An 11,864-nucleotide genomic window follows, 5' to 3' on the forward strand; every position below is an offset into this window, starting at 1 on the left:
CAGTCCAAGTTTCGGGGCGCAGTTCACAGGCACCTTTGTGGTGGTTTATGCTATTCCGGGTGGAAGGGAGCGAGCAATGGCGTCTGAGGGCTTTTTTGAGCGGGTGTACGAGGTGGTCGAGCAGATTCCCGAGGGGATGGTCGCCACGTATGGTCAGGTGGCGCTGCTTGCTGGACGTCCACGAAGTGCGCGGTACGTGGGGTATGCCCTGCATGGCAATCCGCGCCCCGGCGAGATTCCCTGTCACCGCGTGGTGTTTGCCGGTGGCCGCATATGCGATGGTTTTGCTTTTGGCGGTCCCGATGCTCAACGTGAGCTTTTGCTAGGGGAGGGTGTGGCGTTTAAGGACGACATGCACGTCGACTTGGCCGCCTGTCGCTGGCCTGCAGGGCTCTAGCGGCTCTGCCGTGGTTAAAACCACCACAAAGGTGCCTGTCCCCTTTGTGGTGGTTTTGGCAGGTTTACCGAGGTTAACTTATGGAGAAGGTATGGCGGCGCGGTTTGTCGCAGCAAAGTAAACCACGGTGAACTATATTGTTTTCAGCAACGGAGCAGGCAATAGGCGATGAAAAAGCCTGCCCTGTTGAGTTTGATTCGCATTCCTCCCCTCTGTGCGATTCAACGGTGTACTTCGGGAACAGGCCCGCTGGCAACTATCTGCCAGCGGGCCTGTTCCTGTTTCGGTGAGGATTCAGCCTCACCGTCTATGTTGTGCGAAGGCGCTTTGCCTAGTACACCATGCCCATGGCGTCCTGAACCTCGGCCAGGGTCTGCTCGGCAATCTCGTTGGCGCGACGGTTGCCCTCGTGCAGCACGTCCTTCACATAGTCCAGATCGTTCTCATAGCGCTGACGACGCTCGCGGATCGGCGCGAAGTACTCGTTGACGGCCTCGGTCACGTACTTCTTGAGCTGGCCGGAGCCGCCCATGCCAATCTCCTCGGCAATCTCGACCTCGGAACGGCCGGTGCAGATGGCGGCGGTTGAAAGCAGGCCGGACACGCCGGGGCGATTCTCGGGATCGAACGTGATCATGCGCTCGGAGTCGGTCTGGCTCTTCTTGATGCGCTTGGCCGTCTCCTCGGCGGTCATCGAGATGTTGATGGCGTTGCCGTAGCTCTTGCTCATCTTGCGCCCGTCCAGGCCGGGCAGCAGCGGGGTCTCGGACAGCAGCGCGTCGACCTCGGGGAACACCTTGCCGTAACGGTTGTTAAAGCGGCGGGCGATGGTGCGGGTGAGCTCGATGTGCGGCAGCTGGTCGCGACCGACGGGCACCACATTGCCCTTGCAGAACAGGATGTCGCAGGCCTGGTGCACCGGGTAGGTGAGCAGAAGGCCGGTGAGCTCGTGGCCCGAGGCCTCCATCTCGGCCTTGACCGTGGGGTTGCGCGCCAGCTCGGCCTCGGAGACCAGCGACAGGAACGGCAGCATGAGCTGGTTTGCGGCGGGTACGGCGGAGTGCGCGTAGATCATGGTCTTGTCGGGGTCGATGCCGCAGGCAAGGTAGTCCATGACCATGTTGTACACGTTGTCCTGGATGTGCTCGGTCGTATCGCGGTCAGTGATGACTTGGTAGTCGGCGATGAGCACGTTGGTCTTGGCGCCCATGTTCTGCAGCTCAACACGGCCCTTGAGGGTGCCGAAGTAGTGACCCAGGTGCAGACGGCCGGTGGGGCGGTCGCCGGTGAGCATGGTGAACTTCTCGGGCGTTTTGGCCAGGCCCTCGCGAATGGCGTTGCTCTTTTGCAGCGCGACTTCGTAGCTGTTCTCGTTTGGCATGATTGCTCCTAACGTATGTTCATGGGTCAAGATGATAACGCGTTTATTGGAGGGGCGGGTCGTAAGTAGGCGAGGGACGGGAGAGCGGCGGCTTGTGCGATGGGCGCGGCGTGGCTGCACGTTTGGCCGGCGGCGTCTGGACGCATCCTCGGCAGCTTACCCTAGCGCCTGTGGTGGCGCTCCTCCTTGCGTTCTTCTGCTGCCTGCTCCTCTTGCTTAAAGGCGGGATCGTCGGGGGTGACAAGCTCGTCCTCGTGCGTGCGCTTGTTGTAATGGTGACGCAACACGGGCTCAAACAGATGTAGATGCTTGGCAAAGGCCGCCGAGCCAATGGCGAGCACGGTAAAGATGAGCACGCGCATGGGCACCTCGACCTGGTTGATCGCGGCGGCGCCGGCCGAAAGCATAATGCACCAGGCATAGATGAGCAGCACAGCCTGCTTTTGGTTGTAGCCCTCTTGGATCAGGCGGTGGTGGATGTGGCCCTTGTCGGCCTGCCCGATGCTAATGTGGGCGCGCTTGCGGCGCACGATGGCGCTAAACGTGTCGATGATGGGCACGCCGGCAACGATGAGCGGGATGATAAGCGAGGTGAGCGCGGCGGTGCGGCTCACGTTGAGTAGCGAGATGGAGCCCAGCGCAAAGCCCAGAAGCAGCGACCCCGAGTCGCCCAAGAAGATGCTTGCGGGGTTGAAGTTGTAGCGCAAAAAGGCCAGACAGGCGCCAAAGAGCGCAATGGAGAGCGCAGCGGCGTCGATGCGGCCCGAGAGAACGGCCATCGAAAACATGGTGAACGAGGCGATGCCGCAGATGCCCGTGGCCAAGCCGTCGAGGCCGTCGATGAGGTTAATGATGTTGGTGAATGCCACCAGATAGATCACGGTGATGGGGTAGGCGAGCCATCCGAGCATGATCTCGCCGGGGGCAAACGGGTTGACGATGACGCCGATGCGCAGGCCGCCCACGCAGGCGATGAGCGCAGCGAGGACCTGTCCGGCCAGCTTTTGCTTGGGCTTGAGCTGGATGACGTCGTCGATAGCGCCGGTCGCAAAGATGACGGTAAAGGAGAGGGCCAGCATAGGATAGCTAATGTGAAGGCGCGGGTGCGGCACCAGGACGGGCGGCCAGCCTAGGTGCCAGGTGCCTAGGATTTGCACAATGCAGGCAACGACCAGGCCCAAAAACACCGCCGTTCCGCCCAAACGCGGGATGGGCTTGGTGTTGATGCGGCGCTTGGAAGGATAGTCGACGGCGTCGAGCTTAATTGCCAGGCGCTTGACCAGAGGCACCGTGAGGAAGGTCGTGATAAAGGCCGCCGCTGCCACGCATAGGTACGGTATGTAGCTCGGGGATGAAGCCATGAATCTAAAAACCGCCAAGCGTCGAAGGGAAAGGTCAGAAGAACGCCATGCGCAAAGGGCATAGCCGAATCATGATACTCGACCAAGGGGGGTGCATGGAATTGCGCGCAGCGATAATCACGCGCTTACCAGATATTAGGGTATTGTCGATGGATTGTTGGGATGCCGGTGGGGATCCATATGGACTGTAATGGCGATTTTCGGCAAAAGAAAACCACCCCCCACGTTACGAAAATGAACCCACCTAAAACAGGTGGGTGCCCTCATCGACTGTTCCAGCGTCCTTAACAACGAAGGATACCTGTACTAGGTACGACTGTGTGGGCTCCCTAAATAAACGCGACGGTTCACCCAGTTGCTCCGCGGGGGGCGGAATACCTACATCATAAAGCGGCACTTTATCGATTCCAGTCTTGACATTACAAAAATCGTGTCGGACGATTACGGCGCCTTGGGCTCGAGCCGTCTGTGCGGTTGGTCCCTTTACGTTTGAGCTGCTGAATCGTTGTTTTGGAGCATGTTTTTATGCCGACGCCGTTGACCGAACTTTTTTCGCCCGCCTGCCATTTGTGTCCGCGCCGTTGCGGTGCGGCGCGCGACGAGGGCGCGCGTGGCGTGTGCGGCGCCGACAACACGCTTAAGGTCGCCCGCGCGGCGCTCCATATGTGGGAGGAGCCGCCCATTTCGGGCGAGGCCGGCTCGGGTACGATTTTCTTTAGCGGCTGTTCGCTCAAATGTATCTATTGCCAGAACCACGAGATCTCGACGGGCAATTTTGGGCTTGAGATTTCGCCCGAGCGCCTGGTCGAGATTATGCTGGAGCTGCAGGACCAAGGTGCCAATAACATCAATCTGGTGACGGCGACGCATTATGCTCACCTGCTGCCGGCCGCGATTGCCGCAGCTCGGGAGCGCGGACTGGTCATTCCAATCGTCTACAACACGAGCGGTTATGAGCGTGCGAGTGCCGTGGCGGCGCTCGGCGATTTGGTCGACGTGTGGCTTACCGACTTTAAGTATGCCAATGCGGCGCTTGCGCAGTCACTCTCTCATATTAAGGACTACCCGCGCGTGGCTGTGTCGGGTCTGGCCCAGATGGCGCGCGAAATTGAGCGCCGCGGGGGAGAGCTGGTAGACGGGGACGGGCTCATGAAGCGCGGCATAATCGTGCGTCATCTGGTGCTGCCGGGGCATGCGGACGATTCGTGCCGCGTGTTGGACCTGGTGTGGCAGACGATGGGCGACGTGCCGATCTCGGTCATGAACCAGTACACGCCCAATGCCCTCATGCGCGAACAAGGCGGCGACCTGGCGCGCGCCGTGACGCGCGAGGAGTACGAGCAGGTGCTCGACCATGCCGACGACCTGGGCTTTACGACGATGTTTTGGCAAGAAGGCGGAGCGGTAGACGAGAGCTTCACCCCGGCGTTCGACACCACCGGCGTCCTCACCAGCGCAAAGTAGTGCGCTCGCCGATGATTTTTCTGGGACGGGGATTAAAAAATCATCGAGAGGATCGCCTGCTCGAAAAGTTGTCAAAATAGCCGCGTCCCAAAAAGACTGGGTATTGGGCGTTGACAGTTGGCGAGCCGTAGGTAAAATATCAACTTGTCTTGGGGACGTAGCTCAGTTGGGAGAGCGCTGCCGTCGCATGGCAGAGGCCGAGGGTTCGACTCCCTTCGTCTCCACCCTTGGATTTGATAAGCCGCTGACATTGTGTCGGCGGCTTTTTTTAAAAGAAAGGGCTGTACCATGGCCAAGCTTGAGTCCCAACCACTGTCTGCCGAGGAACGCGCCGAGTTGGAAGAGCTCCGCGCCGAGAAAGCTCGTCGCGAGGCCCAGGAAGAGGCACGCCGCGAGCGTGAGGAGCTGGCCGCCCTGCGTGCCGAGCGTGCGAAGGCCGAGGAGGCCGCCGCGAACGTCGCCCCCGCGCCCAAGCCCGCCGCCGCGAAGCCCGCGCCCACCGCACCTAAACCTCAGCCTAAAAAGGTCGCTCGTTCCAAGTCCGTCGAGCCCAAGCCGAGCCGTGACGAGATGACCTTTGCCCAGCGCATGGTTACCTCCAAGGAGCCTACGGGCGAGAACGAGATCCCTGGCATGGCGCCGGCTCAAAAAATCATCATTGTCCTTGCCCTCATCGCGTTTGTCATCTTTATGGGCTACACGATCCTGACCAGCATGGGCCTGCTCTAGCCCATTCGCGCTGGGTGCCATGCCCGAACACTCTGCCCTTTTCCAACCCTCAACCTCTGCACAACGCATCCGAAAGGTCGCCCCATGGCTTTGACCGACATCTCGCATCCCACCGACATTGCAATGCTCACCGATCTGTACGAGCTCACTATGGCCCAGGGCCTGTGGGAGAGCGGCAAGGCCAATGAGCAGGGTTGTTTTACCGCGTTTTACCGCGACCATCCTTTTGGCAGCGCCTATGCCGTCATGTGCGGCACCGCCGAACTGCCCGAGCTGGTCGAGAATCTGCGCTTTACGCCCGAGGACATCGACTACCTCGCCTCGCTCCAGGCCCCGGCCGGCGGCGCGATGTTCAAGCCTGGATTCCTCGACTACCTGCGCGATTTTCGTGCGCATGTAAACATCGACGCCGTCCCCGAGGGCGAGCTCGTCTTTCCGCGCGAACCCATGGTGCGCGTCACCGGCCCCGCGCTTGAATGCCAGCTGCTTGAGACGGCGCTGCTCAACATCGTTGGGTTCCAGACGCTTGTCGCCACCAAGACGGCGCGCGTGGTGCTGGCGGCGGACGGCCGTCCCGTTGCCGAGTTTGGCCTGCGCCGCGCTCAGGGTCCCGATGGCGGCTTGGCCGTCGCGCGCGCGAGCTACGTTGCCGGCTGCTCCTCTACGTCCAATGTGCTCGCCGGCCGCCGCTACGGTATTCCCGTCTTTGGCACGCATGCGCACAGCTGGGTGATGAGCTTCGATTCCGAGCTCGAGGCCTTCCGCGCCTTTGCCAAGTCGAGCCCCAAGAACTGTACGCTGCTCATCGACACCTATGACGTGCGCGAGGGCTGTGAACATGCCATTACGGTTGCCAAGGAGATGGAAGCGGTGGGCGAGCGCCTGTCGGCCATTCGCATCGACTCCGGCGACCTCGCCAAGCTCTCCAAGTATGTGCGCGGCCGTTTTGATGCCGAGGGCCTGCCCTATGTGGGGATCTCGGTTTCTAACGATTTGGATGAGTACACGATTCAGTCGCTGCTCGACCAGGGCGCGCCCATCGACAGCTTTGGCGTGGGTACCAAGCTTGCGACCTGCTATGACCAGCCGGCGCTGGGCGGCGTGTACAAGCTTTCCGCCCGCCGTGCGAGCGAGGCAGATCCATGGACGCCGGTGGTCAAGCTCTCTGAGCAGCCATACAAGCGCACGATCCCGGGTGTGCAACGCGTGCGCCGTTATTACGACGGCTTTGGCGGCCCGGTCTGCGACATGATCTACGACGAGGACCATCTGGCGGGGGAGGGCGCCGCGCGCGGCAATACCCTTGTGGCCGTGAACGATGCCGCCCTGGTGACCGACGTGTCCGAACTTGAGTATCGCGAGCTGCTGGTGCCGATCGTGCGCGATGGCAGTGCGGTGGCTCCGCGTGAGGGCATCCAGGACGCGCGCGAGCGCTGTGCTTGGGCGCTCGACCATCTGGACGCAGCTTTCAAGCGCTTCCTGTACCCGCAGACCTACGTGGTGGGTATGGAGCAGGGCCTGGCTCAGGTGCGCGACGAGCTCGTGCGCAAGAACATGGCCGCGGCTTCGGCTTTCCCCTGGGCAAAATGATCAGAAGGGGACGGAGGAAAACGGATCATTTTCGTCCGTCCCGCACCAGGTGCCCCGGCCGCTCCAGCTCGCCCGCTCGCTCAGCATTCGATTGGTTTGACGTATGACGATTTCTTATAAAACGATGGTGGTAAAGATCGGCTCGTCCACGGTGGTGGGCGCCGACGGCAAGGTCAACCGCGCGTTTATCGGTGGCCTGGCCGATCAGGCTGCGGCCCTGCGCAAGCTCGGCTGGCGCTTGGTCGTGGTGAGCTCGGGTGCCATCGCGTGCGGTTATCCCGTGCTGGGCTTCGACCGCAAGCCGGTCGGTGACCTGCCGAGCCTGCAGGCATGCGCTTCGGCCGGCCAGTGCATCATCTCGTCGGCCTACGACGAGGAGTTCCATGCGCGTGACCTACTCACCTCGCTCGTGCTGCTCACGCGCCACGACACGGCGCGCCGTACGTCCTACCTGCACGCGCGCGACGCCCTGCTGCGCCTGGTGGAGCTGGGCGTGGTGCCGGTCGTCAACGAGAACGATACCGTTACCGTCGATGAGATCAAGTTTGGCGACAACGACACACTGGCGGCGCTCGTAAGCTGCCTGGTTTCCGCCGACCTGTGCGTGACGCTGTCCGACATCGATGGCCTCTACACCGCCAATCCACACGAGGACCCGACGGCCGAGTTTATCCCGGTCGTGCATAAGATCGACGCCAAGATCATCGCCTCGGCGGGCGATTCTTCCACATCGGTGGGCACGGGCGGCATGATCACCAAGATCCGCGCGAGCCGCATTCTCATGACGGCGGGCATTCAGAGCGTGATTTGCTCGGGCGAGGAGCCCGATGCGCTCGTGCGTCTGGCCCGCGGCGAGAGCGTGGGTACGCTGTTCGATCCGCCGGCGGAGCGCCTGGACATTGCGCCGCGCAAGCTGTGGATTGCACTGGGCGACAAGGCGCACGGCTCGGTGACGGTCGATGACGGCGCCGCGAGGGCGCTGGTCAGCCGCGGTTCGTCGCTGCTCGCGGTGGGTATTCGCGAGGTCGATGGCCAGTTTGCCGAGGGCGATGTGCTCGACGTGTGCGACCCGAGCGGCATGGTTGTCGCCCGTGGTATCGCCGAGGCCGATTCGGACGTGCTGGAGCTTGCCGCCGGCCGCCGCCAGGACCAGATTGCCAGCAACCGCCTGCTCGCAGACCTGGCCGAGAAGCCCGCGATCCATAGGGACAACTTGATAGTGTTTGCATAAAGAGAGGCAGCGCTGCGGCTCGTTTTGCCAGCAGTGCTGCCTCTCCTTTTCCGGCACTTGGGGACGTTCCTTATGCGCCGGCACTTTGGGACACTCCTTTGCTAGAAGATCTGGCGCAGGTCTCCGCGGTTGAGGGCTTCGTCGAAGAGGTGCTTGAACACCACGCTGCCGTGCAAGCCGTCGTGCTCGAACTCGTTGGTCACCCAGGCATGCGAGTTGCCCACGCGGCTGAGCGTATCGAGCTGCATGCCCGAGTCCACGTACATGTCATCGAAGTACACCGCGGCCTGCAGGGGCACCTCGTTGCACGTCAGGCGCTGCGGGTCGTAGATCTTGTCCCAGCTGGTGTCTTCCATCAGCAGGTCCATGGCGGGCTTGAAGGGCTTGAGCTCGGGCATCTGCTCGAACATCCACGGGAACATGGCCTCGCCGGTAAACATGAGCGGTCGCGTGAGCGTGTCGAACTCGGCACGATGGGCCTTCTCTTCTGCCGCGGCCCAGCGAATGGGCATGGTGTCGCCGTCGGCGTAGATGAACTCCTGAAGCGTCCAGTACAGCGGATTCGTGCGCGTGTTGGTGCGCTCGAAGGCGCGCATCAAAAAGCTGTCGGATACCGAGGCGCCGCAGGCCAGCGTGCCGTCGCCGTCAACAAAAGCATGATCGATAATCCAATGCATGCGCTCAAAGCTCGGCTTCATGCCAAAGTCGCTGCCCATGAGCTGTAGGCGCTCGACCGTCATTGGCGAGCCGTCGGGCAGTACGGGCTTCTGAGCCTCGAGCGCATCGGCCAGGGCTGCCACGCGCTCGACATCGGCGGGGTAACGGTCGTAATACTGCTGCGTCTTGGCGGCCATGCGCGGGAAGGTGTGCGCGTAGACCTCGCTGGCGCTCGCCGGCACGTGCGGAATGCCGCCGCAGGTAAAGCTTGCCGCCACGCCCTCGGGGAAGAGCGACAGATAGCTCAACGTCAAAAAGCCGCCGTAGCTCTGCCCGAGTGTGACCCAGGGCTTGCCGCCAAAGCCCACCAGGCGCAGGTACTCAAAATCGCGCACGATGGAGCTGGCGAGGTGACGCTTGAGGAAGTCCGCCTGCGAGCGGGCCGCATCGGAGCCTGCCGCCTCGGCGCGCTCGCCCAGTGCGGCAATCGTGCGCCCGTCTACACAGCTGCTGCGTCCGGTACCGCGCTGGTCGGGCAGCACGACGCGGAAATGCTTGACGGCCTCTTCGATCCAGCCATCGCTTGTGGGCGACAGCGGACGCGGGCTCTCGCCACCGGGGCCACCCTGCAAAAAGAGAAGGAGCGGCAGGTCGTCGTTGATGCGGTCGGGTGCGCAAACCACACGGTAGAAGAGCTTGATGCTCTCGGGCGCGCCGGCGATGGGTGTCGGTATAGCGCCGCGGCGCATGGTGCTGCCGACGGCCAGGAGCATCGGCTCCAGGCCGCGCCAGTCGAGGGGGACGTCGATGCTGTGGTCCTCGACATACAGGCCGGGGACGTGGTACGAAGTGATGAGGGCCATGTGAGTCTTCCGTTCGTTGCGGTGTTTCGGGTTGACCAATTCTACCGCCGCGGGCGAGGCCATGCGCAAATCGGCTACCATGGTTGCAAACTTCTAGGAGAAAGGGCCGCCCATGTCGGTCGATATAGCCACGTATGTCCACGATCTTGCCGTTGCCGCTAAGGCAGCGTCGGCCTCGCTTGCCACGGCGAGCGACGAGCAGCGCCAGGAGGCCGTGCGCGCCATGGCCGCAGCACTGCGCAACGGTGTCGACTCCATCGTCGCCGCCAACGAGCTCGATATGTCCGCCGCGCGCGATGCGGGGACCTCGGCGGGGCTCCTCGACCGTCTGCTGCTGACGCCCGAGCGCGTCGAGGGTATGGCCGCCGGCCTGGAGAAGCTCGCCGAGCTGCCCGATCCTGTCGGCCGCGTGCTCGACCACCGCGTGCTCGCAAGCGGCGTGGACCTCACCCGCGTGAGCGTGCCGTTGGGCCTGGTCGCCATGGTGTACGAGGCGCGCCCCAACGTGACGGCCGACGCCGCGGGCATCTGCATCCGCACCGGCAACGCCTGCATTCTGCGCGGCGGCTCGCTGGCCTATCACTCGTGTGCCATGATTTCTGAGCTGCTGGCCGATGCGCTCGAGACCAAGGGCTTCCCGCGCGAGGCTATCTCGATGATCGAGTCCACCGACCGCGAGGCCACTGGCGAGCTCATGAAGCTCCGCGGTATTGTCGACGTACTCATTCCGCGCGGCGGTGCAGGCCTGATCCAGCGCTGCGTGCGCGAGTCGCTTGTGCCGGTGATCGAGACGGGCACGGGCAACTGTCATATCTACGTGCATGAGTCCGCCGACTTTGATAAGGCGCTCAACATTATCGTTAATGCCAAGACCCAGCGTGTAGGCGTGTGCAATGCCGCCGAGTCGCTGCTGGTCGACCATGCTGTGGCCAATGTGTTTTTGCCTGCGGTCGTTGCCGTGCTGCACGACCACGGCGTGCTCATTCACGGCGACGAGGCCACGTGCGCCGCATGCGCCGACGCCGGGCTTGCCGAGGGCGATGACTACGTTGCCGCGACTGAGGAGGACTGGGGTCGCGAGTATCTGGCGCTCGAGATGAGCGTGAAGGTCGTGGCGAACGAGGACGAGGCCATCGCGCACATCAACCGCTACGGCACGATGCACTCCGAGGCCATCGTTGCAGAGGACACGGATGCTTGCGAGCGCTTCCTGGACGAGGTCGATGCCTCGGCCGTGTATGCCAACGCCAGCACGCGCTTTACCGACGGCGGCGAGTTTGGCCTGGGCGCCGAGATTGGCATCTCGACCCAAAAGCTCCACGCCCGCGGCCCCTTTGCCGCCGAGGCCCTCACCACCTACAAATACAAGCTCCGAGGCACCGGCCAGGTCCGCCCCTAAACCCCTCGTAAACGAAAACCGCCACAAAGGTGCCTGTCCCCTTTGTGGCGGTTTTAGGTGGCGTGGGCGGTTAGGCCTGGAAGGTATCGCGGTCGGGGGCGAAGGACTGCATGGCCGCTATGGTGCGGTCAAAGAGCTCGGGGAGCTCCCAGCCCAACATCTCGGCGCCCTGCGAAATCACGTCGCGCGAGCAGCCGGCGGCAAAGCGCTTGTCCTTGAACTTCTTCTTGAGCGACTTGGTCGTAAAGTCCATAACGCTCTTGCTCGGGCGCATGATGACTGCAGCGCCGATCAGGCCGGTGAGCTCATCGCAGGCAAACAGGATCTTTTCCATCTGCAGCTCGGGTTTGGGCAGCGAGGTGTTGAAGTCCGACGTGTGCGTCTGGATGGCGCGAATGAGCTCGGGAGACGCACCTTCGCCCTCAAGAATCTCGGCAGCATAGATGGTGTGGTTCATGGGGTCGTCCTCATGCTCCTCCCAATCCAGGTCGTGCAGCAGACCGACGATGCCCCAAAACTCCTCGTTCTCGGGGTCGAACTCGCGCGCAAAGTAGCGCATAGTGCCCTCGACCGTCTCGCCATGGGTGATGTGGAACGGGTCCTTGTTGTGTTCGTTGAGCAGTTCGAACGCGCGGTCGCGGGTGATTCCGGCGGTAAGCGGCTCTGCCATAAGAGACTCCTTGTGCTCGTGGGTATCGATAAGAATGAATACTACTAGAACAAGAAAACCACCACAAAGGTGCCTGTGAACTGCCTCCCATTTCTTGGACATCGGGAAATGGGAGGTTTTCC

The 11,864-nt window shown here is 62.4% G+C and carries 10 protein-coding genes and 1 tRNA gene; 7 read left to right on the top strand and 4 right to left on the bottom strand.

All coding sequences use genetic code 11. From position 1 onward, the window contains the following. Positions 1 to 76 precede the first annotated feature (76 nt). Positions 77 to 397: an MGMT family protein gene (locus DW024_RS09290; protein WP_118377556.1), complete on the top strand. Its 321-nt coding sequence runs from the start codon at positions 77 to 79 to the stop codon at positions 395 to 397. 331 nt (positions 398 to 728) lie between these two features. Here the strand turns inward: DW024_RS09290 and trpS are convergent, their stop codons facing one another. Together trpS and DW024_RS09300 are read right to left on the bottom strand one after the other, a co-directional pair. Then, positions 729 to 1,778, bottom strand: coding sequence for a tryptophan--tRNA ligase (gene trpS / locus DW024_RS09295; RefSeq protein WP_089572045.1), 1,050 nt, complete (start codon positions 1,776 to 1,778; stop codon positions 729 to 731). A 161-nt stretch (positions 1,779 to 1,939) separates the two neighbouring features. Further along, positions 1,940 to 3,139 carry an MraY family glycosyltransferase gene (locus DW024_RS09300; RefSeq protein WP_118377557.1) on the bottom strand — a complete coding sequence of 400 codons (1,200 nt, stop codon included), beginning with the start codon at positions 3,137 to 3,139 and terminating at the stop codon, positions 1,940 to 1,942. Positions 3,140 to 3,664: 525 nt separating this feature from the next. On the opposite strand from DW024_RS09300, the gene DW024_RS09305 reads away from it, so the two are divergent. From DW024_RS09305 to proB, 5 genes are all read left to right on the top strand, one after another. After that, positions 3,665 to 4,603: a radical SAM protein gene (locus tag DW024_RS09305; RefSeq protein WP_117770206.1), complete on the top strand. Its 939-nt coding sequence runs from the start codon at positions 3,665 to 3,667 to the stop codon at positions 4,601 to 4,603. A 151-nt stretch (positions 4,604 to 4,754) separates the two neighbouring features. Next, positions 4,755 to 4,827, top strand: a tRNA-Ala gene (locus DW024_RS09310). A 64-nt stretch (positions 4,828 to 4,891) separates the two neighbouring features. Continuing rightward, positions 4,892 to 5,332, top strand: coding sequence for a hypothetical protein (locus tag DW024_RS09315; protein WP_117635034.1), 441 nt, complete (start codon positions 4,892 to 4,894; stop codon positions 5,330 to 5,332). Between the two features lie 84 nt (positions 5,333 to 5,416). Further along, entirely contained in the window at positions 5,417 to 6,922 is a 1,506-nt protein-coding gene (locus DW024_RS09320) for a nicotinate phosphoribosyltransferase (RefSeq protein ID WP_118377558.1), read from the top strand. A 103-nt stretch (positions 6,923 to 7,025) separates the two neighbouring features. Beyond that, positions 7,026 to 8,153, top strand: a complete 1,128-nt coding sequence (proB, locus tag DW024_RS09325; protein ID WP_118377559.1) for a glutamate 5-kinase — start codon at positions 7,026 to 7,028, stop codon at positions 8,151 to 8,153. A gap of 101 nt (positions 8,154 to 8,254) precedes the next feature. Here the strand turns inward: proB and DW024_RS09330 are convergent, their stop codons facing one another. Next, positions 8,255 to 9,673, bottom strand: a complete 1,419-nt coding sequence (locus DW024_RS09330) for an alpha/beta fold hydrolase (protein WP_118377560.1) — start codon at positions 9,671 to 9,673, stop codon at positions 8,255 to 8,257. A 112-nt stretch (positions 9,674 to 9,785) separates the two neighbouring features. On the opposite strand from DW024_RS09330, the gene DW024_RS09335 reads away from it, so the two are divergent. Beyond that, positions 9,786 to 11,072, top strand: a complete 1,287-nt coding sequence (locus DW024_RS09335) for a glutamate-5-semialdehyde dehydrogenase (RefSeq protein WP_117563962.1) — start codon at positions 9,786 to 9,788, stop codon at positions 11,070 to 11,072. 70 nt (positions 11,073 to 11,142) lie between these two features. Here DW024_RS09335 and DW024_RS09340 read toward each other — a convergent pair whose 3' ends face one another. Next, positions 11,143 to 11,742: an HD domain-containing protein gene (locus tag DW024_RS09340; RefSeq protein WP_089572031.1), complete on the bottom strand. Its 600-nt coding sequence runs from the start codon at positions 11,740 to 11,742 to the stop codon at positions 11,143 to 11,145. Between the last annotated feature and the right edge of the window lie 122 nt (positions 11,743 to 11,864).

Origin of the sequence: Collinsella sp. AF37-9 (genome assembly GCF_003475115.1) — a bacterium.
Taxonomy (GTDB): domain Bacteria; phylum Actinomycetota; class Coriobacteriia; order Coriobacteriales; family Coriobacteriaceae; genus Collinsella.

Bases quoted from the DNA above. Each gene is read 5' to 3' on its own strand.
- DW024_RS09340 (WP_089572031.1), bottom strand. From the start codon at position 11,742: ATGGCAGAGCCGCTTACCGCCGGAATCACCCGCGACCGCGCGTTCGAA.
- DW024_RS09335 (WP_117563962.1), top strand. From the start codon at position 9,786: ATGTCGGTCGATATAGCCACGTATGTCCACGATCTTGCCGTTGCCGCT.
- DW024_RS09320 (WP_118377558.1), top strand. From the start codon at position 5,417: ATGGCTTTGACCGACATCTCGCATCCCACCGACATTGCAATGCTCACC.
- DW024_RS09305 (WP_117770206.1), top strand. From the start codon at position 3,665: ATGCCGACGCCGTTGACCGAACTTTTTTCGCCCGCCTGCCATTTGTGT.
- DW024_RS09315 (WP_117635034.1), top strand. From the start codon at position 4,892: ATGGCCAAGCTTGAGTCCCAACCACTGTCTGCCGAGGAACGCGCCGAG.
- proB (WP_118377559.1), top strand. From the start codon at position 7,026: ATGACGATTTCTTATAAAACGATGGTGGTAAAGATCGGCTCGTCCACG.
- DW024_RS09290 (WP_118377556.1), top strand. From the start codon at position 77: ATGGCGTCTGAGGGCTTTTTTGAGCGGGTGTACGAGGTGGTCGAGCAG.
- DW024_RS09330 (WP_118377560.1), bottom strand. From the start codon at position 9,673: ATGGCCCTCATCACTTCGTACCACGTCCCCGGCCTGTATGTCGAGGAC.
- trpS (WP_089572045.1), bottom strand. From the start codon at position 1,778: ATGCCAAACGAGAACAGCTACGAAGTCGCGCTGCAAAAGAGCAACGCC.
- DW024_RS09300 (WP_118377557.1), bottom strand. From the start codon at position 3,139: ATGGCTTCATCCCCGAGCTACATACCGTACCTATGCGTGGCAGCGGCG.